The sequence below is a fragment of the Gordonia sp. IITR100 genome (genome assembly GCF_002009645.1).
GTDB classification, from domain to species: Bacteria; Actinomycetota; Actinomycetes; order Mycobacteriales; family Mycobacteriaceae; genus Gordonia; species Gordonia hongkongensis.
The window spans coordinates 195508-219175 of the sequence record NZ_MVKV01000003.1 but is presented as its reverse complement, the minus strand read 5'-3'; the positions used below and the strand labels follow the sequence as shown (position 1 = coordinate 219175).

Sequence of the window (23668 nt, the reverse complement as noted above, 5' to 3'; positions counted from 1 at the left end):
GCTCGGCGGCGCGCGTAGTACGGTTCGCGGGTGGCCAATCTCGACAGGTATCTCTATCCCCCGATGAGTGCTCAGCGGATCATCCCGATGGTCCTGTGGCCGATCAGCCTGCTCATGGTCGTGCACCGCTCGGTGTTCCTCGGGGTCAACGGTGACCGCACCGACGACTTCAAACCGGTGTACGCCGCGGCCTACAACTTCCTCAACGGCCTGCCGGTCTACGGCGAGAACTATGCGACGGTCGACCCGCACTACCTCTACCCGCCGTCGGGCACCCTGCTGATGGCGCCGGTCGCCGTCATCGACTACGAGCGCGCGCGCTGGGCCTTCATCGCCGCGAGCGTCATCGCGTTGCTGATCTGCGCCTACCTGCTCACCCGGATGTTCGGGTTCGCGTTCAACTCGTGGGTCATGCCGACGGTCCTGTTCTTCTTCTTCAGCACCGAGACCGTCTCGCACACACTGATCTTCACGAACTTCAACTCGTTCGTGCTCCTCGGCCTGCTCGCCTTCCTGATGCTGATGCTCAGCCGGCACGACTGGTGGGCCGGTGTGCCGATGGGCCTCACCCTCGCGGTGAAACCGGTACTGGCGCCACTGATGCTGCTTCCCCTCCTCAACCGGCAGTGGCGGGTGTTCGCGCTCGCCATCGTGGTTCCGGTCGTCCTGACGATCGTCGCCTGGCCCTTGTCGATCGACGCCGACGACTTCATCAGCCGGACCGTCCCGTACCTCGGCGAGGCGCGCGACTACTACAACAGTTCGATCGCCGGCAACGGCGCGTACTTCGGCGTCGCACCCTGGCTGGTGCTGCTGCTCCGCGTCGCCTTCGTCGCGATGGCCGCGTTCTCGCTGTGGTTCCTGTACCGCTACTACCGCCGGACCAACGAGTTGCTGTGGATCACGGCATCGTCGGGAGTCCTGCTGTGCACGACCTTCCTCGTCGGTTCGCTCGGTCAGGGCTATTACTCGATGCTCCTGTTCCCGCTCCTGATGACGGTGCTCCTGCCCGGCTCGCCGATGCGCAACTGGCCCGCCTGGCTCGGGGTCTACGGGTGCATGACCTTCGACGGTTTCTACTCCGACCGCTGGACGGCGTTCGGCTGGATGGTCGAGTACAACAAGGTCACCTGGGGTTGGTCACTCCTGATGATCGCGGTGTTCTGCTCACTGCTGTTCCGCTACCTCGACATGCGGTCCGACGGGGTGGCCGGCATGGTGCCGCCGGTCCGTTCGGAGACCGACGCGCCGAGCGTCCCCGCCACCGAGACCGCGACTTCCACGAGCGAGACCGTGGGCCTGTCGAAATAGTGCTGCCAAAGCCGGTCCGGCTGCGCGCTACCGTGGAGGACATGACCGACAGCACCCCGTCGACCGACGCCGAGAATCTCGCCGAACTCACCGACGAGCAGTGGCGGCAGCGCCTGACGCCGGCCGAGTACCGTGTCCTCCGCCAGGCGGGCACCGAGGCGCCGTTCACCGGTGAATACACCGACACCAAGACCGTCGGCATCTACCGGTGCCGCGCCTGCAACACCGAACTGTTCCGTAGCGAGCAGAAGTTCGAATCGCACTGCGGCTGGCCGTCGTTCTTCTCCCCACTCGCCGGCGACAAGATCATCGAGGTCGAGGACAACTCGCTGGGCATGCGGCGCGTCGAGGTGCTCTGCGCGAACTGCAAGAGCCACCTCGGCCACGTCTTCGCCGGAGAGGGCTACGACACCCCCACCGATCTCCGGTATTGCATCAACAGCATCAGCCTGACGCTGGAACCGGCCGAGTAGCGGCCGGTTCCAGCGGCTCGGCTCAGGGCAGCGCGTCGATCAGCGCCGGCACCTCGACCCGTGGGCCGGTGAAGAACGGCGTCTCCTCGCGGACGTGCATCCGCGCCTCGGTGGCGCGCAGATCACGCATGAGGTCGACGATGCGGTGCAGCTCGGGCGCCTCGAAGGCCAGCAGCCACTCGTAGTCGCCCAGCGCGAACGACGACACCGTGTTGGCGCGGACGTCCTTGTACGCGCGCGCTGCCTTGCCGTGGTCGGCGAGCATCTTGCGCCGCTCCTCGTCGGGCAGCAGGTACCACTCGTAGGACCGCACGAACGGGTACACGCAGATGTAGTTGCCGGGGTCCTCGCCCGCGAGGAACGCCGGGATGTGGCTCTTGTTGAACTCGGCGGGCCGGTGCAGCGCGACGTTGCTCCACACCGCGTTGCACGCCCGTCCCAGAACGGTCTCGCGACGGAACTTCGCGTAGGCGGCCTGGATCGGCTCGACGTCCTCGGCGTGCCACCAGATCATGAAGTCGGCGTCGGCGCGCAGACCCGACACGTCGTAGACACCGCGGACGACGACGCCGGTGTCCTCGAGGGACTTGAAGAAGTCCGCGGCGTCGGATTTGGCCTGATCGCGATCAGCACCCAGTTCACCTGGGCGGACCGCGAACACCGAGAACATCAGGTAGCGGATCGTCGAGTTGAGTTCTGCGTAATCCAAGCGGCTCATGGGTGCCATCGTGCCACCGGCGCCCACCCGGCGACCAGGCAGGTCAGCGGAGTCGGGTCACGTCAGATCTGCCAGCAGTTCGGCCGCCGCGCGGCCGGCCCGGCCGATACAGGCCGGCACCCCGACACCGGCATACGACGACCCGGCCAAGGCCAGACGCGACGGCCGCGCGGCCAGCACCTGCGACATCGCCGCGAGGTGCCCGGGCGCATAGACCGGCAATCCGTCGTCCCAACGCTGCACGTATGCGTCGACGACCCGCGACGACACCGGCGCGACACCGGCGGCGCGGCACACCTCGTCGAGGTCCTCGAGTGCCTCACGACGCAGCCGGTCGTCGACGCCGGGTTCGGCCGTCTCATCCGGTACCACCGCACCGAACCGTCCGAACGACGCCCGCACCGAGACCGGCCGGCCCGCATCCGACATATGCGCCCACTTCTGCGAGCTGAACGTGAAAGCCTTGGCGCGCAACCCTTCTCCGGTCCCCACCAGCACACCGGAGTGATCGGGCAGCTCGGTCCCCGGCGCGAGCGCGATCGACACCACCACCGACAAGGCGCCCCGAACCGCGCGCAACGGCGCGGACAGGTCCGGCGCGGACCGACCCAGGAGCTCCCCCGCCCGCCAGGCCGGCACGGCCAAGAGCACGGCGTCGTACGGCCGCGGGTCGCGGGCCCCTCCGAACTCGAGCACCCAACCGTCCCCCGACGGAGTGACATCGGTGACCGGACAGGAGATCTCGGGTTCGACGCCGGCCGCGGCCCGCAGGGCGTCGAGCAGGACCGTGTATCCGCCCACGAGGGCGCCGAAGACCGGCCCCGAGGCCCCGGCCCCCGCGGCGATGAGGTCGCCGACGGCAGCGGTGAGCGACGGCGCGCCCGCGTCGAGGCGCGTGGCCAGCACCGGTAGCGCCTCGCGGACCCCGATGTCGCCGGCGAGACTGGAGTACACACCCCCGAGCATCGGGTCGACGCTGCGCGCCACCACCGAGGGCCCGAACCGGTCGGCGACCAGCTGCCCGACCGACGTATCGGTCCCGGCTTCCCACCGCATCGAACGGTCGGGTTCACCGGACATGCGGTCGACGTCCTCGGGGTCGGCGAGACCGTCGACGACGGCCGGTCCGGCCGGGATGCCCATCAGCGCCGGACTGGGCAACGGATGCAACCGCTTACCCGACCACACCGCGGGACGGCGCGGCGTCGGCGAGACGATCCGGTCGGCGAGGCCCAGTTCGGTGACGAGTTCGAGCGCCTCGGGTCGCCGGACGATGAACGCCTCGGCCCCGACGTCGACGGCCCGACCGCCGACCGTCGTGGTGTGCAGGACCCCGCCCACCCGTCCGGAGGCCTCGAGCAGGTCGAGGTGCGCGTCGGGCCCGAGCGCACGACGAAGGCGGTAGGCGGCGGTCAGACCGGAGATCCCGCCGCCGACGATCGCGATCCGGACCCGCGGGGACATCAGAGGCTGTGGATGACTTCGACGGCCCGGGTCAGCACGTCCGGGTCGGTGCCGGGCAGCACGCCGTGTCCGAGGTTGAAGATGTGCCCGACCGCCCCGGCGGCGATCGCCCGGTCACCGTCGGCGACGACCCGGCGGACCTCGGCGTCGACGACGTCGGGGCCGGCGAACAGCAGGGTGGGATCGAGGTTGCCCTGCACGGCCTTGCCCGGGCCCACCCGGCGCACGGCCTCCTCGAGCGGCACACGCCAGTCGACGCCGATGACATCGGCACCGACATGCGCCATCGGGGCGAGCAGCTCACCGGTGCCGACGCCGAAGTGGATGCGCGGGACGCCGTACCCGGCGACCTCGGCCAGGACACGGGCGCTGTGCGGTGCGACGAAACGCTGGTAGTCGGCGGCCGACAGCATGCCCGCCCACGAGTCGAAGAGCTGGATCGCGTCGACCCCGGCCTCCAGCTGGACGCGCAGGAACGCGATGGTGATGTCGGCGAGACGCGCCATCAGCTCGGCCCACGTCTCCGGGTCGCCGTGCATCATCGCCTTGGTCCGCTCGTAGTTGCGGCTCGGGCCGCCCTCGATGAGGTAGGAGGCCAGGGTGAACGGCGCTCCGGCGAAGCCGATCAGCGCCACCTGGTCCCCCAGCTCGCCGAGGAGTAGTTCGATGGCCCGCGCGATCGAGCCGACCGCTGCCGGTTCCAGCCGCGGGATGCGCGACACCGCGTCGGGCGAGCGCACCGGCTCGGCGATCACCGGCCCGGTGCCCGCGACGATGTCGAGGTCGATGCCGGCGGCCTTGAGCGGCACCACGATGTCGGAGAACAGGATCGCCGCGTCGACGTCGTGCCGGCGGACGGGCTGCATGGTGATCTCGCAGACCAGTTCGGCGTCGAAGCAGGACTCCAGCATGCCGTGATCGGCGCGGATGGCCCGGTACTCGGGCAGCGAGCGACCGGCTTGCCGCATGAACCACACCGGCCGGCGTGACGGGGTCGCGCCGGTGGCCGCGGCGACGAGCGGCAGGTTCGACCTATGGACCCGGGTACCAGTTGCGTTCGACATCACCGCTTACTCTGCCATGCCCCTCGATCTGCGCACGGGTGGTCCTCGGCGCGCCTCCGCCGTGGCCGGGCACCCCAGCCCTACGGTCGAACGGTGACCTCTTCGGGAGCTCCGGACGAGCCTGCTGATTTCCGCGCGGCGGTGGAGTCGCTGCATGCTGCCCGGGTGCGCCGCGAGATCGAGGTCGGACCGATCCGGCCGCCGCAGCGCCTGGCGCCGTACAGCTACGCCGTCGGTGCCGAGGTGCGCCCGCCCGAGGACCTCGACGTGGTGCCCACGGATTCGCAGGGCAGCGCGTTCGGGCGCCTCATCCTGCTGTTCGATCCCGCTGGACAGGACGCGTGGAACGGCACCATGCGCCTCGTCGCGTTCCTCCAGGCGGAGGTGGAGGCCGCCTTGGCCATGGATCCGCTGCTGCCCGAGGTGGCCTGGAGCTGGCTCAGCGACGCCCTCGGCGTCCCGGTGGGCGCGACCGCCACCCCCGACGGTTCCGCCCACCGAGTCGAGGTGACCGCGCTCGGCGGCACCGTCACCTCCACGACGTCGGTCCGGTACGGCGACATCGCCGGACCTCCGCGCGCACATCAGCTCGAGGTGCGCGCCTCGTGGACCGCCCTGAGCTCGGACGGCCTGAACAACCACCTCGAGGCATTCTGCGACGTCCTCGCCTCCGCCGCCGGCCTCCCGCCGGTCGGGGTCACCGAACTCGGCGCGACGTGAACGACTCCGCCCCCGGGGATGCGGCCGAGCCGGACCCCGCGCCGGAGGTCACCCCGTTGCTCCGGCCGGCCGACGGCGTGCCCCCGGTACTGGCGACCGCCACCGAATTCGCCGACGCGGCAGCCGCTCTGGCAGCCGGCGACGGGCCGATCGCCGTCGACACCGAACGCGCGTCGGGCTACCGGTACTCGCAACGCGCCTATCTGATCCAGATCAAACGACGCGGATCGGGGAGCTTCCTGCTGGACCCGATCGGTGATCCCGGCGCGCTGGCGCCCGTCATCGACGCGATGCGCGGACCGGAATGGGTGCTGCACGCGGCCGATCAGGACCTCCCGTGCCTCCGCGAACTCGGTTTCGAGTGCGTCGAGCTGTACGACACCGAGCTGGCCGGACGCCTCCTGGGCCTGGCCAAGGTCAACCTCGCCGCGATGGTGGCGGAGTTCCTCGGGCTCGGACTCCTCAAGGGACACGGCGCCGCCGACTGGTCGCGCCGCCCGCTGCCCGACGAATGGCTGAACTACGCCGCGCTCGACGTCGAGGTCCTCGTCGAACTGCGCGACGCCATGGACGCCGCACTCGCGGAAGCGGGCAAGGACGGCTGGGCGCGAGAGGAATTCGCGTACGTCCTGGGCCGGCCACCGGCACCGCCGCGCACCGACCGGTGGCGCAAGACGTCGAACGTGCACACCGTCAAATCCACCCGCGCCCTCGCCGCGGTCCGCGAATTGTGGACCGCGCGTGAGGAACTGGCGCAGCGTCGGGATGTCGCGCCCGGACGTGTCCTGCCCGACACCGCCATCGTCAACGCCGCGACCGTGAACCCCCAGTCCATCGCCGAACTCACCAAGCTGCCGGTCTTTGGCGGCCCGCGCCAGCGCCGTCAGGCCGGGGTCTGGATGTCCGCGCTGCAGCGGGCGCGCGAGATCCCCGACAGCAAGCTGCCCTCGCGGAAGTCGACCGGACCGGGCCTGCCCCCGGTCAGCCGGTGGGATCAGCGCAACCCGGAGGCCGCGGCGCGGCTGCAGGCGGTCCGGCCGGTGCTCAAACAGATCGCCGAAGACCACACCCTGCCGGTGGAGAACCTCCTCGCACCCGATGTGGTGCGACAGCTGTGCTGGGACGGGTTGGCGGAACCGATCACGACCGAGGCGGTCGATGCACATCTGGCCGCCGCCGGCGCCCGCACGTGGCAGCGGACGCTCTGTGCGGAGGCCCTGACCGAGGCCTTCCTCGACGCCGCCCGACCAGGGCCGACGGCGGCCGCCGAGTAGATCGCCCAGCCCGACGAGACCCCCGGCCATCGCGCTGTGGCGCCGACCGTCGCGTACATTCGGGGGTCACGACCCGAATGCCATCACCCGAGTACGCGAGCCACCGGGAAGTCACCTCCGGTGTGCACACCACCTTCCGCGATGGGAGCAGTTCTGTGGCCACAGTCTCCGTCGGCATCGACTCCGACCTCGAACCGAGCGCAGCATGGGCGCTCGCCAGCAACCTCTCGCGCTTCGACGAGTGGATGACCATCTTCGGCGGGTGGCGCTCGCCGGTCCCCGACACGATCGCCGAGGGCACCACCATCTCCTCCCTCATCAAGGTCAAGGGCTTCCGCAATGTGATCCACTGGACCGTCACCGACTACGACGAGCCGCGGCTCATCGCGCTGTCGGGAACCGGCCGCGGCGGGGTGAACATCGATCTGGCGATGAAGGTCGACGAGATCGCCGACGGTTCGTACTTCGATCTGTCGGCCGAGTTGTCCGGCGGTCTGCTCAACGGCTCGGTCGGTAGGCTCGTCGCCAAGATCCTGGAATCCGATGTGCACAAGTCGATCTCGAACCTGGCGACACTGCGCTGAGTCGATCGGGGCCGACCTGACCCCTCTGCACCCTAACCCGAGGAACCACCAAACCGCTGGTCTGTGGGGTGCAAGCGACACCCTCCCTCCGCTCCCTGAGGTGCGAGGAGCGCCAGCGACGAGCCACGAAGGGTTCGCGACGCATCTCACCAGGACCCTTCGTGACGGCCTCCGCAAGCTCCGGCCTCCTCAGGGAGCAGTAGTAAGGCTCGCCGCGAGCACACAGGTTTCTTTCGTAGTCCAGGACGGCCGTCAGGCCGCTGGTACTGAGGTGCGAGGAGCGCCTAGCGACGAGCCCCACGAAGGGCAGGCGTCCGTCGTCAGCCAGGCGGGTGCAGTGTCGCGGCCCGGACTACGGCGAGAGCTGATCCGGACTCCTCGAAGAGGCGCCGCTGGCGAGAGGCCCCGTTGCCATCCAGACGCAGCCGGTCCAGCGCCTGCATGACGCCGTCCCGCTCACCGAGTCGGTCCAGCGCCGGCGCGAGCACGGTGAGGAACTGCTCGACCCGCGTCCAGACCGGCACCAACGCGCCGGTCGTCGGGTCGAGCGCACGCCCGTCGACGCCGTCGTGGGCGGCGATCCAGTACGCGGCCGACAGCAGCGCCGGATCGAGGTCCGCGGCCGGGAACCGCCGGTCCTCCGCGCGCAGGTCGTCGAGGGCGGTCATCACCGCCGCACGGACGAGGGTGGCGAAGGTCCGCGTCTCCTCCACCCGCATCTGCACGTCCCCGACCCGCACCTCGACCGTGGGCAGGTGATCCGACGGCCGAGCGTCCCAGTACAGCATGTGCGGGTCCAGGATCGTGCCCGTGGCCACGAGGACTTCGACCGTCTCGGCGAAGTGTTCGGCCGAGCGCAGGTGCGGTGGCGGTCCCGCCGCGGGCCATCGCGACCAGAGCACCGAGCGCCAACTGGCGTGGCCGGAGTCGGCGTCGCGATAGATCGCCGAGTTCGCCGACAGCGCAAGCAGTATCGGTAGCCACGGGCGCAGGCAATTGCACACCGCGACGGCGGTGTCGGTGTCCGGGACACCCACGTGGACGTGACAGCCACTGATGCCCTGTTCGTGGGCCAGCATGCCGTACCGCGCGGCGATCGCCCGGTAGCGGCCGGTGTCGGTCACCGGAAACGACTCGGGCACGCGTGGCGGCACCCCGCAGGCGACCACGTCCACGCCTATGTCATCGGCCGCCGCCGCCAGGATGCCCCGCAGCCGGTGCAGGTGGTCGCCGATCTCCTGACTCGTCGCCGCGGTCGGCGTGGCGATCTCCACCTGCGACGAGGTGAGTTCCAACTCGAGATCGAGGCCGCGCGCGGATGCCGCGGTCGCCACCTCGCGGTTGCTCCCGACCGGCCGTCCGGTCTCCCGGTCGACGAGGACGAACTCCTCCTCGACCCCGAGGGTCGGCGCCGGAATGCCCCGGAAATCCCCGCCCGCGGAACCGTACTCGTCGTTCACACGGAGAAAATGCCCAGCGGCGGCATCGGTCAAACGGGACGTCAGTCCTCGGCGCGGCTCTCCGCCGGATCGGGCGTGTTCTCGATCGCCCGGTCCAGGCCGGGACCGGCCTGCATGCCCGAGACCGTCGCGGTGATCGACCGGGCGAGGTCCTGCGCGGTCAACCCGATATCGGCGAGGATCTCGTTGCGCGAGGCGTGTGCGATGAACTCCTGCGGGATGCCCTTGATCTGGACCGGGACGAGCACCTCCGCCGCCGACAGCGCGGCGGCGACCGCGGACCCGACGCCGCCGCTGGTGCACCCGTCCTCGAGCGTGACGACGAGCCGGTGGCGGCGCGCGACCTCGACCACCGAGGTGGGCACCGGCAGTACCCAGCGCGGATCCACGACCGTCGCATCGATTCCCTGACGGGCCAGGCGTTCGGCGGTGTCGACGGCCAGCCCGCAGAAGGCACCGACCGCGACGATGAGCACATCGCCGCCCGCCGGACCGAGGTCCCGGTCCGTCCGGTGCAGCACGTCGACACCGTCGTCGAGCCGCTCGACCGCCCGGATGTCTTCGGGGACAGCACCTTTGGAGAATCGGAGGGCTGTGGGGCCGTCGGCGACGCCGAGAGCCTCGTCGAACTCCTCGCGCAGTCGGACGGCGTCACGGGGTGCGGCGACCCGCAGGCCGGGCACCATCGCCATCAGCGAGAGATCCCACATGCCGTGGTGGCTGGGGCCGTCGGGTCCGGTGATGCCGGAACGGTCGAGGACGAGCGTCACCGGCTGCTTCAGCAGCGCGACGTCCATCAGCAGCTGATCGAATGCGCGATTGAGGAACGTCGAGTAGATGGCGACGACCGGATGCAGTCCGCCGAGCGCGAGACCGGCCGCCGAGGTCATCGCATGCTGTTCGGCGATGCCGACGTCGAACATGCGGTCCGGGTAGCGCTCGCCGAAGGGGGTGAGTCCCGTCGGCCCGGGCATCGCCGCGGTGATCGCGACGACGTCGGGACGGTTGGCGCCGGCGTCGAGCAGTGCGGCGGAGAACACGGCGGTCCAGTCCTGGGGTGAGACGCTCGTGGGCCGGCCGGTGACCGGGTCGATGATGCCGGTCGCATGCATGAGGTCGGCGACGTGGTTCTCGGCGTGGGCGTAGCCCATGCCCTTGCGGGTCACGGTGTGCACGATCACAGGGCCGCCGAAGTCGCGGGCCTGCCGCAGCGCCGACTCGACCGCGTCGATGTCGTGACCGTCGACGGGCCCGACGTACTTCAGTCCGAGGTCGGTGAACATCGCCTGCGGGGCCAGGAGGTCCTTGAGCCCGCTCTTCATCCCGTGCAGGACGGCGTATGCCGGCTCCCCGACGACCGGCACCTGCTTGACGACGCGGCGACCCTCGTCGAGGAACTTCTCGTACCCGGGCTGCAGGCGCAGCCCCGACAGGTGACTTGCGAGTCCGCCGATCGTCGGCGCATAGGACCGACCGTTGTCGTTGACGACGATGACGACCCGGCGGTTGCAGGCGGCGATGTTGTTGATCGCCTCCCAGCACATGCCGCCGGTCAGGGCGCCGTCGCCGACCACCGCGACCACCGTGCGATCCGGCTGACCGGTCAGTTCGAAGGACTTCGCGAGCCCGTCCGCATACGACAGCGCCGCCGACGCGTGCGAGGACTCCACCCAGTCGTGTTCGGACTCCGCGCGCTCCTGATATCCGGTGAGCCCGCCGCGTTGGCGCAGCTGATCGAAGCCGTCTTTGCGTCCGGTGACGATCTTGTGGACGTAGGACTGGTGGCCGGTGTCGAACAGGATCGGATCCGACGGCGAGTCGAAGACGCGGTGGATTCCGAGGGTCAACTCGACGACTCCGAGGTTCGGTCCGAGATGTCCGCCCGTGGCGGCGACCTTCTCGATCAGGAACGTCCGGATCTCGGCCGAGAGAACCTTCATCTCCTCGTCCGACAGCGGCCGGAGATCGGCCGGCGAGCTGATCCGGTCGAGCACACCCATCGTTTCCTCCATCACCGGCGTGACGCCAGGTCGGCTGTCGAGCCGGAGAGCGTCCGGCACATGTCTGGTCAGTCTACGGAAGCATTCGTCGCGAGCCCGATCGACGGATGGCCGACACGTCGGGATCCCGGACCTCGCGAGCGCGCCCCGCTCACCCGTCGGCGGCCGGAACGAGGCAGGCCACCGCCTCCACGTGGTGCGTCAGCGGGAAAGCGTCGAAACCGCGTATGTCGACGACACGGAATCCCCGCGCGGCGAAGTATCCGAGATCACGTGCGAATCGGGCGGCGTCACAGCCCACGTGGACCACGATGCCGGGCCGGGCGTCGGCGATCGCCCCGATTACCCGTTCTCCGGCTCCGGTACGCGGGGGATCGAGGACGACGACGTCCGGCCGCGCGGTGAGGTCCGCGATCCGGGCCGCGACCTCCCCGCGGTGGGTGTGTACCCGATCGCCGTCGCCGGCGAAGGCCTGTTCGGCGGCGTCGAGTGCGGCCGGATCCGAATCGACGATGTGCACCGTGTCCGGCGCACCGGCCGGGCCGTCGAGCAGTGCACCTGCGAACACCCCTGCCCCGCCGTACAGATCCCACGCCACCCGCGTCGGTCTTCCGAGATGCGCACCGACGAAGTCGACGACGGTCTCCGCATAGGTCCGCGGCGCGTCGCGGTGCGCCTGCCAGAATCCCGCGACGGGAATGTCCCACGACCGCCCGCCGACCCGCTGGACGGCCGTCGCCCCACCTTCGACGACCCGCTGGGCACGGGGCCGTGCGTGCCGGGCGCGGTTCTGCTGCGCCCGGCGCCGGCTGTCGGCGCGGCCCCGCCGCGGCTCCGCCACGGGCGCGAGTTCGGTGACGTGGCGCGCGCCGTCGGCGTCGAGCACGACGGCGAGTTCGGAGTGCGGGGTGAAACCGCGGTCGGCGAGTCCGTCGAGCATTCCCGGGGCAGGCTGGACACAGGCCTCGGTGACGACGCCGCGGCCGCGGAACGCCGACTGCCCCGGGCGCCCCCGGCCGTCCACGGCCAGGCGGGTCCGGATTCGCCACCCCGTGTCGGCGTCCCCGAGACGCCGGACGCCGTCGGTCGCCAGCTCGGTGCCGGCGACGATCTCGCCCGGTAGACGGCCCACGCGATCCAGGACGTCGAGCAGCACAGCCTGTTTCAGGTCCCGCGCGTGATCGGGTGCCACGTGCGCGAGATCACAGCACCCGGCCCCGGCCGCGGCCGCCGGACACCGCGGCTCCACCCGATGCGGCGAGGCGTCGAGCACCTCCGCCGCCTCGGCCCGCCAGTACGAGTCGTGCCGGTCGTCGGTGATGTCGGCGACCACCCGTTCGCCGGGGATCGCCCCGCGGACGAACACGACGCGGCCGTCGGCGCGGCCCACGGACTCACCGCCGTTGGCCGGACGGTCGACGGTCACCTCGACCCGTCGCGGTGTTGCCGGGCCGCTCACGGTCGCCGTTCGGGTTCGCCGAGCGCACGGCGGGTCTCCCCCGGCGCCCAGTACGCGCGGTCTTCCTTGCGCCGGTCCGACGAGGTGAGCTGCCACGGCACCGAGGTCACCATCACGCCGGGCTCGAACAGCAGCCGGCCTTTGAGGCGCAGCGCCGACTGGTTGTGCAGGATCTGCTCCCACCAGTGCCCGACGACATACTCCGGGATGAACACGGTCACGACGTCGCGCGGCGACTCACGCCGCACCCGGCGCACGTATTCGATGACGGGCCGGGTGATCTCGCGATAGGGCGAGGCGATGACCTTCAGCGGGACGGTGATGTCGCTGGCCTCCCACTCCGAGACGAGCTTGCGGGTGTCGCGGTCGTCGACGTTGACCGTGATCGCCTCCAGCACGTCCGGACGGGTGGCCCGCGCATACCGCAGGGCCCGCTTGGACGCCATGTGCAGGCTGGACACGAGCACGATCGAATGTGTGCGGCTGGGCAGGACGGCCTCGTCGTCGTCCTCGGCGCGGTCGAGTTCGCGCTGCACCGACGCGTAGTGGTGATGGATGAGTTTCATGATCACGAACAGCGAGACCATCGCGATCACGGCGATGTAGGCACCCTCGGTGAACTTGGTGATCAGGACGACGACCAGGACCGTCGCGGTCATCACCAGGCCGACCGTGTTGACCACCCGGGACTGCATCATCCGACGCCGCGCGCTCGGGTCGGTCTCGGTACGCAGCAGGCGGGTCCAATGCCGCACCATGCCGGTCTGGCTCAGGGTGAACGACACGAACACGCCCACGATGTAGAGCTGGATCAGGGACGTCACCTGCGCGCCGAACGCGACGACGAAGATGATCGCGGCGATCGCGAGGAACAGGATGCCGTTGCTGAACGCCAGGCGGTCGCCTCGGGTGTGCAACTGGCGCGGCAGGTAGCGATCCTGCGCGAGTACCGACCCCAGGACCGGGAAACCGTTGAAGGCGGTGTTCGCGGCCAGCAGCAGGATCAGCGCGGTGACGGTGGCGACGAAGAAGAAGGCCGGCGGGAAGGAGTCGAAGACGGCATGGGCCAGCTGGGCGATCATGGCCTTCTGCTGGTAACCCTCCGGCGCCCCGATGAGGTCCTGCTCCGGGTTCATCACGTACTTCGCGCCGATCTTCTCCGCCAGCAGCACGATGCCCATCAGCAGGGTGATGGAGAACGCGCCCAGCAGCAGCAGCGTCGTCGCGGCGTTGCGCGACTTCGGTTTCCGGAAGGCCGGCACCCCGTTGCTGATGGCCTCCACCCCGGTGAGCGCCGCACAGCCCGAGGAGAACGACCGGGCGACGAGGAAGATCAGCGCCAGCCCCGTGAGGTTGTCCTGTTCGGGCACGATGCCGAAGTCGGCGGTCTCGGAATGAATGTCCTGCCCGAGCACGTAGATCTCGGTGAACCCCCAGATGAGCATGCCCAGGACACCGATGATGAACCCGTAGGTCGGGATCGCGAGCACGGCGCCGGACTCCTTGATGCCGCGCAGGTTGACCGCGGCGAGCAGCATGATCGCGCCGACGCAGAACCACACCTTGTGCTCTTCCACGAACGGGATCGCCGAACCGATGTTCTCCGCCGCCGACGTGACCGACACCGCCACCGTGAGCACGTAGTCCACCAGCAGAGCGCTGCCGACGGTCAGGCCCGCGTTGGGACCGAGATTGACGGTCGCGACTTCGTAGTCGCCGCCACCCGAGGGATAGGCGTGCACGTTCTGGCGGTAGCTCGCGACGACCACGGCCATGACGACGGCGACGGCGATCGCCACCCAGGGCGTGAACGCCAGCGCGCTGATGCCGGCGACGGACAGGACCAGGAAGATCTCCTGCGGCGCGTACGCCACCGAGCTCATCGCGTCGGAGGCGAACACCGGCAGGGCTATCCGCTTGGGCAGCAGCGTGTGACCGAGCGTGTCGCTGCGGAAAGGCCTGCCGAGCAGGAGGCGTTTCGTCGCAACGGACACCTTGGAGACGGTGGACACCAGGCAACCCTAGAGCGTTGGCGCCGAGGCGGGTAGGTTCGACTCGCGGCAGACGAGCCGCGTGTGGAGAGGAATGCCGTGCAGGTGGTCATCATGGGTTGCGGGCGGGTCGGATCCGCGCTCGCGATGTCGATGCAGAAGCGCGGACACGACGTCGCGATCATCGATCGGGATCCGAGCGCGTTCGTGCGGCTGAGTCCCGACTTCGCGGGCCGCACGATCACCGGGGTCGGGTTCGACCGCGAGATCCTCGTCAAGGCGGGCATCGAGCACGCCGACGCGTTCGCCGCGGTGTCCTCCGGGGACAACTCGAACATCATCTCGGCGCGGGTGGCCCGCGAGACCTTCGACGTCGAGCGCGTCGTCGCCCGGATCTACGACGCCAAGCGCGCCGAGGTGTACGAGCGACTCGGCATCCCCACGGTGGCGACCGTCCCCTGGACGACCGAGCGATTCGTCTCGGCGCTCGGCGAGACGACGACGATGGAGTGGCGTGACCCGTCGGGTTCGCTGGCGATCGCCCAGATCGACGTCGACGACTCGTGGATCGGGATCTCGGTCGGCAAGTTCCAGGAGCAGACCGGCGCGCGGGTGGCCTTCCTCAGCCGTGTCGGACGTCCGGTTCTCCCCGAGGCGAGAACCGTTCTGCAACAAGACGATGTGGTCTACGGGGCGGTCATGCTCGACAACCTCAAGAACGCCCGCGGCGTCGCCGCGCGGCCGTTCACCCAGAACGAGTCCGGATGACCCGGGCCGAAGGAGTCCCGAAGTGAAGGTCGCCATCGCCGGAGCCGGCGCGGTCGGGCGCTCGATCGCCCGCGAACTGCTGGTGAACGCCCACGAGGTCACGCTTTTCGAGCGCAACGCCGGCCACATCGACACCGACTCCGTCGTCGGCGCGGGGTGGGTGCTCGCCGACGCGTGTGAACTCGCCAATCTCGAAGAGGCGCAACTACAGACCTACGACGTCATGATCGCCGCGACCGGCGACGACAAGGCCAACCTCGTCGTGAGCCTGCTCGCGAAGACCGAGTTCGCCGTCAATCGGGTCGTCGCCCGCGTCAACGACCCGCGTAACGAGTGGCTGTTCGGCGAGGACTGGGGGGTCGACGTCGCAGTCTCGACCCCGCGCCTGCTCGCCTCCCTGGTCGAGGAGGCGGTGTCCGTCGGCGATCTGGTCCGGTTGATGACGTTCCGTCAGGGGCAGGCAAACCTCGTCGAACTCACCCTGCCGTCGAACACTCCCCTCGCCGGCAAGCCCGTCCGGAAGCTGGAGCTGCCGCGCGACGCCGCGCTCGTCGCGATCCTGCGCGGCGGCCGCGTCATCGTCCCGCAGCGCGACGACCCCATCGAGGGCGGCGACGAACTGGTCTTCATCGCGCCCACCGAGGCCGAGCCCGCCCTCTACGAGGCTATGCAGATCGCGCGGTGACGTCCGCGTCCGGCGGGGTGCCGGCGCGCGCCGCCTCGGCTCGCTGCGCCCGGCGGACCAGGAGGATCGTCGCGAGCACCACGAGCGCGGTCAGCGGCCACCCCATCGCGATGCGCGCGAACGCCAGCCACCCGGTGGCCCCGTCGTCGTACAGTTCCGACTGCGTGAGGTAGCGCGCCGCGAAGAGCACCGCCCACAGTGCGGTGGCGATGTCGTAGGCGCGGAGGATGGAACGCTGCTTGCGCCAGCCGGAACCCTCGCCGTTGATCAGATGCCAGGCCACCCCGATGAGGGGCCACCGAACCAGGATCGAGACGGCGAACACGATCGCATAGACGAGGGTGCTCCAGATCCCGAAGAGGAAGTAGCCCTTGGCGTCCCCCACCCGGTCGGCGATGAAGACGCAGATGGCGACGCCGAGCAGACCCGAGATCGCGGGGGTCAGGGGTTCGCGGCGCACGAGCCGTACGACGAAGAGCAGCGCCGCCACGCCGAGCGCCGCGTAGATGGCGGTCCGGAGGTCGAAGAAGGAGTTGACGGGGACGAACACCACGACGGGCACCGTCGAATAGACCAGGCCGGAGACGCCACCGATCTGTTCGAGGACCGTGGGCGCCGTCCGCTCGGGTGCTGACGGTCCGGGTGCCGACGGTTCGGCGTCCGCCTGTCTCGAGGCCGGATGCTCGGGGAGCGGACCGGTCACTCGTCGACGCCGTGCAACTCGTAATAAGGGTTGTAGATCACCTTGTGGCCGTCCTGCTCGGCGAGCCGGCCCCGGACGGTGACCTTGCGGCCGGGCTCGATGCCGGTGATGCGGTTACGGCCCAGCCACTTCAGCATCACGATGTCGGATCCGTCGAAGAACTCGGCCTTCACCCCCGCCTTGGCCGAGCGCGAACAGGTCTCGACGGCACGCAGTTCGCCGTGCATGGTGACCTCGTCACCGCGGCAGCACTCGGATGCGCGCTGAGCGCCTGTCGCCTTGGATTCCTCGGCGATCTTCTCTGCGTCGGCGTCACCGAGATCTTCGGTCAGCCGACGGGTCAGTCGTTTGAGATAGCCGGCAGTGGGCATCTCGACCCTCCCAATGGATTTCGGCCGGCACCGCAGGGCTGTACAGAGCGGTGTCCGTGGGTCGCCGAACGAGTGATCGGTGACCTGCCCGCCAGCGTAGACCTCGGCCTCGGCCAGTGACAACGTCGGCGACCGCGGGGCCATTCCGTGGTCGTCGGACCCCCGCTGTCCAGGTCTGCGCGGGGGCCTCGGGACACCCTAGTGGTGTGTCTCGGAAACAAGCGAATGGTCCCCGGCGCCCCACCGGATACCGGCCACCTATTTCCGAGACATACCACTAGGGGATGATGCCCTGATGCCTGGCACCGACGGTCCGCACCGCCCTCGCCCGACGGCTCTCGTCGGCATCCCCGGAACGGGCTCCGACGCCGATCACGTCACGCGTTCCTTTCAGCGCGCCGCAGCTGACCTGGAGGTAGAGCTCATCGCGCTGGACCCGACGACGCCGTTGATCGACGGCCACCTCCGCGGGCTGGAGCGGGCCGCCGGAGCGCACCGCTCGATCCTCGTGGGCGGGGTGTCGATCGGGGCCGCGATCGCGCTCGAGTGGGCCCTGCGCGACACCGGCCGACGCTGCGCCGGGGTGCTCGCCGCGCTGCCGGCATGGAGCGGTGACGCCCACTCGGCACCCGCGGCCGCGAGTGCCGGCGCCACCGCCGATGCGCTCGAACGTGACGGACTCGAGGCGACCATCGCGGCGATGGCGAGCAGCAGCCCGGCCTGGCTGGCCGCGGAACTGACCCGGTCGTGGCGGGGTCTGCACCCGGGCCTCGCCCGCATGTTGCGCGAGGCGGCTCGTCATCGGGCGCCGACGCCGGCCGAGATTGCCGGGCTCACGGTGCCGCTGGCCATCGTCGCGGCCGCCGACGATCCGGTCCACCCCATCGCCGTCGCCCGCGAATGGCATGCTGCCGCACCGCAATCGACCCTCGTCGAGATCACGCTCGACGACTGGGGCCACGATCCGGGTGTGCTGGGAGACGAGCTCCGGGCCGGGCTTGTCGAACTCACCGACCCGCCGGGGTGATCGGAGCCCGGTGTGGCCGGAGCTTCAGCGGCGGCGGCGGAAGCGCTGCATCGCCGAACCCGACGACGGCGGCAACGGCTCCTCGTCGATCTCGGGATCGGTGGGAGCCACCGGAGCCGCGGACTCCGCATCCGGGGCGGCGACCGCCTCCGGCTCGTCGCGGTAGGCGTTCTCCCCGTAGACGGTGGCGTGGGCGACCTGATCGAGCGCGCCCCCGGCAACGGGTACCGAATCGTCGATCGCGTCACCCGGGCCCGCGTCCTGTGCGGTGGGGTTCGGGGACTCTTGTCCGGCCGGGGGGCCCGCGAACATCTGCTGCTGGGCGGCCGCGACCTGCTCGGCGAGCACCGGCGGCAACACGACGGGCAGCGGATCCCGCGGGGGGAACGGCTCGGACCCGCGTCGGACGACCGTCTCGGCCAGTACGGCGCGGCTCAACCGTGCGAGGTCGTCCGCATGCTCGGTGGGTCCGCTGCCCACGCACCGGACGAGCCAGCGCGGGCCGTCGACCCCGATGAACCGGTGGGTCGCACCGTCCGTCTCGGCGACCACCTCCCGCCCCCAGTGCCCGTCTTCGACACTCGTGGCCGCGCCGTCGTCGCGGAGGGAACCGGCCAGCTCACGGACCACCTCACGCCACATCCCGGGGGACTTGGGTGCGGCGAAGGCGCTCACCGAGATCCGGCCGATGGGGGTCACCAGGTACACGTTCTGCGGCTGGTGGGCCTCGGACATCTCGACGGTGACCTGGCCACCCTCGACCACCGGGACCAGCACCGATCCGAGGTCCAGATGGGAGTTCTCGAGCTCTTGCGGCCGGGTCGCCAGTGCGTCGATGTCATAGGGACCGCGCGCCTGACCGACCCGCAGCTCCTCTGATCCGTCCTGTGCCATCGCGTCACTCCTCGTTCGTCACCGCCGGCGACAACGATCCGCCGGACACACGGGAAACACTAATCGACTCCCGCCGGGGAGAGCCCCGGCCGACGGTTCACCGAAGAGGTCAGGCGAGAATCGCCGATCCCCCGCTCGATCCGTACCCGCCGTCGCCGCGTGCGGTGTCGTCGAGTTCGTCGACCTCGACGAAGTCGGGCAGCTCGACGCGCTGCACGATCAGCTGGGCTATGCGGTCGCCACGCGAGATGGAGATCGTCTGCTCCGGATCGTGGTTGATCAGACAGACCTTGATCTCCCCGCGATAGCCCGCGTCGATGGTGCCGGGGGTGTTCACGACCGACAGGCCGGCCCGGGCGGCCAGTCCCGACCTCGGGTGGATCAGCCCCACGGTGCCGATCGGCAACGCCACGGCGATCCCGGTCCCGACGAGTTGACGGCGTCCGGCGGGCAGTTCGAGATCGATCGTCGAATAGAGATCGACCCCCGCATCCCCTGGGTGCGCCCTGGTCGGCAGCGGTAGGTCGGGATCGAGGCGTCGGAGCGCGATCGGCGCCGGGTCAGCGGGGTGCGCAGGGGGGAGATCTGAGGCCACGCAGGCAGACTACGCTGGTCACGTGACCGCAGATCATTCGCCCGAGCGCCCCGGAGGACCCTCGGACGCCTCCCCCGCACCCACCGGGCGGAACGCCGGCGTCACCGACTCGACCGCCGATCTGTTCGACGAGCGCCTGTACGTGCCGTGGTGGTGGTGGTTGGCAGCCGTGGTCCTCACCGGCGTGGTGGGCTACGAGATCCAGCTGTCGGCGCGCGGGAGCGCCTGGAGCATCATCGGATACGTGGCCACCGGCGTGCTGTGCGTCGTGATGCTGTGGTCGATGAGCCGTACCCGCATCCGGGTGACCGCGGATCGGGAGCTGCATGCCCACCGTGCGGTCCTGCCGCGCGCCGTCGTCGCGCGGGCGGCGACGGTCCCGGCGACCGCGAAGAGCGCCGCACTCGGGCGGCAGCTCGACCCGGCGGCCTATCTCGTGCACCGCTCCTGGGTGAAGACGATGGTCCTCATCGTGCTCGACGACCCCGACGACCCGACTCCGTACTGGCTGGTCTCGACACGTCGGCCGGCCGAACTCCTCGCGGCACTGGGCGTCGACGACGCCGCGGCCGACCGTCCCGCACCCACCGCCTGACCCGGGCACGACTCTCTACCCGAGACACGACGAAGGGGCCGCGCCGTATTCGGCGTCGGCCCCCTTCATCAGCTGTGACAGCTGGACTCAGTTCATCTCATGCGCAGTCGACGCAGATGAGCGAGCTTCCGTTCTCCTCGGCCAACCGGCTGCGGTGGTAGACGAGAAAGCAGCTGGTACAGGTGAACTCGTCGGCCTGCTTGGGGATGACACGCACCGACAGTTCCTCGCCCGAGAGATCGGCACCCGGGAGTTCGAAGGACTCCGCGGTATCACTCTCGTCGACATCCACTGCCGAGGACTGCGCCTCGCTGCGTCGGGCCTTCAGTTCTTCGAGCGAGTCCTCGTTGAGGTCCTCGGTCTCCGTCCGTCGTGGCGCGTCGTAATCTGTAGCCATTCTGTGCCTAACTTGTCGAGAGTGTGAGGGGCGCTCACGGTGACGGCGCTGACGTCGCCACCCGGTGTTATTGCGCACGACTCCGCCGGGATTGTCTTACCGATGGGGTCACTGCAACGTCGTCTCGGGCGAGATTCGTACCAGAGGATCAGACGTATTGCGTGATTTCGATCACGGTTTCATATCGGGCGCACCCCGGGTCTGGAAGCGCGGGCGCCCGAAGCATAGTCGACACGCTATCGAAGGTCAATACCCGGGACCCAACTCGTCGGTAAGTTTCGGTTCGGCGCCCGATCCATGCCCCGGCACACCCCAGTCGTACCGCTCCCGGCGAGGCTCGCGGGGCACTGCGGGGTCACCCTCTACAGTGATCCGAGGTCACGCAACGCCCAGTGAGGAGTCAGTCCACGGTGGTGTCGAAGATTACGGTCGGCTATCCGACCGACGAGCAGGGCCGACCCTACCGTCGGCGGCGCTACGCACCGGCGATCGTCACGGTCGTCGTCCTGATGGTCGTCGGCGTGGTGGTGTGGGCGGTTGCGCTGGGCGGCGGCGAGTCCGAATCCGTTCCGACAGCGTGCAATCAACCGACTCCGCCGACGTCGATGGAAGCGGGCGCGCCACCTCCGCCGGCCCCGCCGACCCTCACCGTCGTCGGACGGGACGAGATGCTCGGAGTCGCTCCGGCCCCGCTGTCGACCTTCGGCGTCCGCGTCCTCAACGCCTCCGACGAACGAGGCGCGGCCCGCACGGTGTCCGACGACCTGACCGCGCAGGGGTTCAGCCCGGTGCCGGACACGCCGTACGCCGATGACCCGGTCTATCCCAATCGGGATCTCAACTGTGTCGCACAGATCCGATTCGGGCCGGCCGGTCGCGCGGCGGCGGCGGCCACGTGGCTGGCGTTCCCGTGCGCCCAGCTGGTCGACGACGGCCGGCGCGGTACGGCCGTCGACGTCGCACTCGGGGTCCACCACTCGGGTGGCGAGATGTCGCAGGACGCGCAGGCTGCCCTGGAGGCGCTGCGGTCGGCGGATCCGAAGAACCCGGCGAGTGGTGTCGACCCGGTCCTCGTCGAGGCCGTGCACTCCGCCCCCTGCTGACCTCCGCACGCCGTGCGGCGGCCGCCGACCCCATGGCGAGACGCGGGAGGGCCGTCAGGTGAGCGGGCTGCGGGCGTCGAATTCGTCGAGCAGCGCGAGGAATTCGTCGGCCACCCCGGGCGCGACAGCGACGGTGATGTGACCCTCGTCGGCCCGTGAATCCGGTGGCGGAGTCTGGACGACGGCGCCGGCCTCGGCGGCGATCAGCCCGCCGGCGGCCCAGTCCCACGGGCTCAGACCGTGTTCGTAGTGAGCGTCGACCGCGCCGGACGCGACCATGCAGAGGTCGAGGGCCGCGGCGCCGATGCGTCGGACGTCGCGGACACGAGGGAGCAGTTCGGCGACGATGCGTCCCTGCTTCCGGCGGCGCGCCGCGTCGTACCCGAAACCCGTTGCGACGAGCGCCAGTTCGGCCCTGTCGACCGGATTGCAGCGGAGCGGCCGGCGTACCCCGGCGGAGTCCGCCGCCCACGCTCCCCCGCCGAGGGTCGCGCCGTACGTGACGTCGCGGGCGACGTCGACGACGACCCCGGCGACCGACTGTCCGTCGACCTGGGCCGCGATGGACACCGCATAGGCCGGCACGCCGTACATGAAGTTGACGGTCCCATCGATCGGATCGACCACCCATCGGACACCGGTAGGCACCGCCCGGCTCCCGCCGTCCTCCTCGCCCAGCACCTCGTCGTCGGGGCGCGCCTCACGGAGCAGGGAGCGGATCAGGCGTTCGGTCTCGGTGTCGGCGAGGGTGACCGGATCGGTTTCCGTCGACTTCGTCGACACCGGCTGCACCGTCGACTTCGTCGACACGGACTGCACGGTGGAATCCACCGCGGCGGGCTGCGGCGGCTCACCGTGTCCCGGTGTCGCACCGAACAATTCGGGCCGGCGGCGACGTACGTGCGCGGCGGCCTCCCGGGCCACGGCGCCGGCGACCGCGGCGAGCTCGTCCACCGGAATTGTCTGATCCACGCCCTCCATGTGAGCACATGGCCGGTGCGCACCACCGATCGCGGTGACCGATCTCTCCCCCTGCGTGGTCGAATCGTGTCGACATGCGTTGCGATGACGGGCGTTGCGCCGGTCGCGTGAATAGGCTGGTCTCGGATTGCCCCCACCCTCAGACACCGACCCGGACAGGGAGCCCGCCATGACCGACACGTCCGTCCCCGGATCGTCCGACTCCGATGTCGCCGGCCCCGATGATCCGACACCTCCGACGAACCTCGGTTTCGGGGTCGACGTCGGCGGTTCCGGGATCAAGGGCGGCATCGTCGATCTCGACACCGGTGAACTCGTCGGCGAACGGTTCAAGGTGCTCACCCCGCAGCCCGCGACACCCGAGGCCGTGGCCCGGGGCGTCGCCGAGGTGGTCGCGCATTTCGACTGGACCGGCCCGGTGGGTGTCACCCTCCCCGGGGTCGTGACCGACGGGATCATGCGTACGGCGGCGAACATCGACAAGGCCTGGATCGGCACCGACGTCTACGACCTCTTCAGCGGACACCTCGGCGGTAGGCAGGTGTCGGTCCTCAACGACGCCGACGCCGCGGGTATGGCCGAGGACGCGTACGGCGCGGGCAAGGGCGTCGCGGGGGTCGTGATGCTGCTGACGTTCGGAACCGGTATCGGGTCGGCGATCCTGATCAACGGCACCCTCGTGCCCAACACCGAGCTCGGTCACCTACAGGTCGGCAAGAAGGAGGCCGAGCACCAGGCGTCTTCGCGTGTCCGCGAGGAGAAGGGCTGGTCGTACGAGAAGTGGACCGAGAAGGTCTCCGAGGTCCTCGAGACCTACGAGGCGCTGTTCTGGCCGAATCTCTTCATCGCCGGCGGCGGTATCAGCCGCAAGTCCGACAAGTGGATTCCGCTGCTGACCAACAAGACGCCCGTGGTACCGGCGACGCTGTTGAACACCGCCGGCATCGTCGGTGCGGCCATGGCAGTGGCCCAGGGGCTGAAGACGTGACGCCGCGCAGGGCGTGACCAGGGCTTTGACACACCGGGGACGG

Annotated in this window: 24 protein-coding genes; 11 read left to right on the top strand and 13 right to left on the bottom strand. The window is 69.9% G+C overall.

All coding sequences use genetic code 11. The features are described from left to right. Nucleotides 1-30: 30 nt before the first annotated feature. On the top strand, nt 31-1311 hold the full coding sequence (locus tag B1818_RS07415) for a glycosyltransferase family 87 protein (RefSeq protein ID WP_058250236.1): 1281 nt from the start codon (nt 31-33) through the stop codon (nt 1309-1311). Between the two features lie 41 nt (nt 1312-1352). Next, the gene (msrB, locus tag B1818_RS07410) at nt 1353-1784 is read left to right on the top strand and encodes a peptide-methionine (R)-S-oxide reductase MsrB (RefSeq protein ID WP_058250317.1); all 432 of its coding nucleotides are present in this window, start codon (nt 1353-1355) and stop codon (nt 1782-1784) included. Between the two features lie 22 nt (nt 1785-1806). Here msrB and hemQ read toward each other — a convergent pair whose 3' ends face one another. From hemQ to hemE, 3 genes are read right to left on the bottom strand one after another with little or no spacing between them, the layout of a single operon-like run. Beyond that, on the bottom strand, nt 1807-2502 hold the full coding sequence (hemQ, locus tag B1818_RS07405; protein ID WP_058250316.1) for a hydrogen peroxide-dependent heme synthase: 696 nt from the start codon (nt 2500-2502) through the stop codon (nt 1807-1809). A gap of 57 nt (nt 2503-2559) precedes the next feature. Further along, nucleotides 2560-3966: an FAD-dependent oxidoreductase gene (locus tag B1818_RS07400; RefSeq protein ID WP_058250235.1), complete on the bottom strand. Its 1407-nt coding sequence runs from the start codon at nt 3964-3966 to the stop codon at nt 2560-2562. Beyond that, a complete protein-coding gene (gene hemE, locus B1818_RS07395; RefSeq protein ID WP_078112320.1) occupies nt 3966-5030 on the bottom strand; it encodes a uroporphyrinogen decarboxylase in 1065 nt (354 codons plus the stop codon). The genes B1818_RS07400 and hemE overlap by 1 nt, the downstream gene beginning before the upstream one ends. A gap of 93 nt (nt 5031-5123) precedes the next feature. Between hemE and B1818_RS07390 the strand changes: the two genes are divergently transcribed. From B1818_RS07390 to B1818_RS07380, 3 genes are all read left to right on the top strand, one after another. Beyond that, nucleotides 5124-5750 carry a DUF3000 domain-containing protein gene (locus B1818_RS07390; RefSeq protein ID WP_058250234.1) on the top strand — a complete coding sequence of 209 codons (627 nt, stop codon included), beginning with the start codon at nt 5124-5126 and terminating at the stop codon, nt 5748-5750. Continuing rightward, complete coding sequence (locus tag B1818_RS07385; RefSeq protein ID WP_078112319.1) at nt 5747-7024, top strand: HRDC domain-containing protein; 1278 nt, start codon at nt 5747-5749, stop codon at nt 7022-7024. Before B1818_RS07390 ends, B1818_RS07385 begins: the two co-directional genes overlap by 4 nt. Before the next feature lie 155 nt (nt 7025-7179). After that, entirely contained in the window at nt 7180-7608 is a 429-nt protein-coding gene (locus B1818_RS07380) for an SRPBCC family protein (protein ID WP_078112450.1), read from the top strand. Nucleotides 7609-7928: 320 nt separating this feature from the next. Here the strand turns inward: B1818_RS07380 and B1818_RS07375 are convergent, their stop codons facing one another. From B1818_RS07375 to B1818_RS07360, 4 genes are all read right to left on the bottom strand, one after another. Next, a complete protein-coding gene (locus tag B1818_RS07375; protein ID WP_078112318.1) occupies nt 7929-9068 on the bottom strand; it encodes a glutamate--cysteine ligase in 1140 nt (379 codons plus the stop codon). Between the two features lie 41 nt (nt 9069-9109). Further along, nucleotides 9110-11068: a 1-deoxy-D-xylulose-5-phosphate synthase gene (dxs, locus tag B1818_RS07370; RefSeq protein ID WP_078112449.1), complete on the bottom strand. Its 1959-nt coding sequence runs from the start codon at nt 11066-11068 to the stop codon at nt 9110-9112. Between the two features lie 151 nt (nt 11069-11219). Continuing rightward, a complete protein-coding gene (locus tag B1818_RS07365; protein ID WP_078112317.1) occupies nt 11220-12527 on the bottom strand; it encodes a class I SAM-dependent RNA methyltransferase in 1308 nt (435 codons plus the stop codon). Beyond that, entirely contained in the window at nt 12524-14539 is a 2016-nt protein-coding gene (locus B1818_RS07360) for an APC family permease (protein WP_078112316.1), read from the bottom strand. Before B1818_RS07360 ends, B1818_RS07365 begins: the two co-directional genes overlap by 4 nt. A 78-nt stretch (nt 14540-14617) precedes the next feature. Here B1818_RS07360 and B1818_RS07355 point away from each other — a divergent pair, with 78 nt between their 5' ends. Further along, the gene (locus B1818_RS07355) at nt 14618-15286 is read left to right on the top strand and encodes a TrkA family potassium uptake protein (protein WP_078112448.1); all 669 of its coding nucleotides are present in this window, start codon (nt 14618-14620) and stop codon (nt 15284-15286) included. A 22-nt stretch (nt 15287-15308) separates the two neighbouring features. Continuing rightward, a complete protein-coding gene (locus B1818_RS07350; RefSeq protein WP_058250226.1) occupies nt 15309-15971 on the top strand; it encodes a TrkA family potassium uptake protein in 663 nt (220 codons plus the stop codon). Here the strand turns inward: B1818_RS07350 and B1818_RS07345 are convergent. Continuing rightward, nucleotides 15952-16566, bottom strand: a complete 615-nt coding sequence (locus tag B1818_RS07345) for a DUF3159 domain-containing protein (protein WP_091344242.1) — start codon at nt 16564-16566, stop codon at nt 15952-15954. The two genes, B1818_RS07350 and B1818_RS07345, sit on opposite strands and share 20 nt — an antisense overlap. Before the next feature lie 104 nt (nt 16567-16670). Next, nucleotides 16671-17045, bottom strand: a complete 375-nt coding sequence (locus B1818_RS07340; protein ID WP_004018839.1) for an OB-fold nucleic acid binding domain-containing protein — start codon at nt 17043-17045, stop codon at nt 16671-16673. 295 nt (nt 17046-17340) lie between these two features. Between B1818_RS07340 and B1818_RS07335 the strand changes: the two genes are divergently transcribed. Then, on the top strand, nt 17341-18072 hold the full coding sequence (locus B1818_RS07335) for an alpha/beta fold hydrolase (RefSeq protein WP_078112314.1): 732 nt from the start codon (nt 17341-17343) through the stop codon (nt 18070-18072). Nucleotides 18073-18096: 24 nt separating this feature from the next. Here the strand turns inward: B1818_RS07335 and B1818_RS07330 are convergent, their stop codons facing one another. Further along, nucleotides 18097-18966 (bottom strand): DUF3710 domain-containing protein, encoded by an 870-nt coding sequence (locus tag B1818_RS07330; RefSeq protein WP_078112313.1) that lies wholly within the window; start codon nt 18964-18966, stop codon nt 18097-18099. A 109-nt stretch (nt 18967-19075) separates the two neighbouring features. Continuing rightward, nucleotides 19076-19561 carry a dUTP diphosphatase gene (gene dut, locus B1818_RS07325; RefSeq protein WP_065628893.1) on the bottom strand — a complete coding sequence of 162 codons (486 nt, stop codon included), beginning with the start codon at nt 19559-19561 and terminating at the stop codon, nt 19076-19078. 22 nt (nt 19562-19583) lie between these two features. On the opposite strand from dut, the gene B1818_RS07320 reads away from it, so the two are divergent. Next, the gene (locus B1818_RS07320; RefSeq protein WP_065628894.1) at nt 19584-20156 is read left to right on the top strand and encodes a DUF3093 domain-containing protein; all 573 of its coding nucleotides are present in this window, start codon (nt 19584-19586) and stop codon (nt 20154-20156) included. A 97-nt stretch (nt 20157-20253) separates the two neighbouring features. Here the strand turns inward: B1818_RS07320 and B1818_RS07315 are convergent, their stop codons facing one another. Next, nucleotides 20254-20553 (bottom strand): DUF4193 domain-containing protein, encoded by a 300-nt coding sequence (locus tag B1818_RS07315; RefSeq protein WP_004018846.1) that lies wholly within the window; start codon nt 20551-20553, stop codon nt 20254-20256. A gap of 410 nt (nt 20554-20963) precedes the next feature. Here B1818_RS07315 and cei point away from each other — a divergent pair, with 410 nt between their 5' ends. Further along, the gene (cei, locus tag B1818_RS07310; RefSeq protein ID WP_078112312.1) at nt 20964-21656 is read left to right on the top strand and encodes an envelope integrity protein Cei; all 693 of its coding nucleotides are present in this window, start codon (nt 20964-20966) and stop codon (nt 21654-21656) included. 54 nt (nt 21657-21710) lie between these two features. Here the strand turns inward: cei and B1818_RS07305 are convergent, their stop codons facing one another. Next, nucleotides 21711-22637, bottom strand: coding sequence for an inositol monophosphatase family protein (locus B1818_RS07305; RefSeq protein ID WP_078112311.1), 927 nt, complete (start codon nt 22635-22637; stop codon nt 21711-21713). A 169-nt stretch (nt 22638-22806) separates the two neighbouring features. Between B1818_RS07305 and ppgK the strand changes: the two genes are divergently transcribed. Further along, a complete protein-coding gene (gene ppgK, locus B1818_RS07300) occupies nt 22807-23625 on the top strand; it encodes a polyphosphate--glucose phosphotransferase (protein WP_058250218.1) in 819 nt (272 codons plus the stop codon). The last annotated feature ends 43 nt before the right edge of the window (nt 23626-23668 follow it).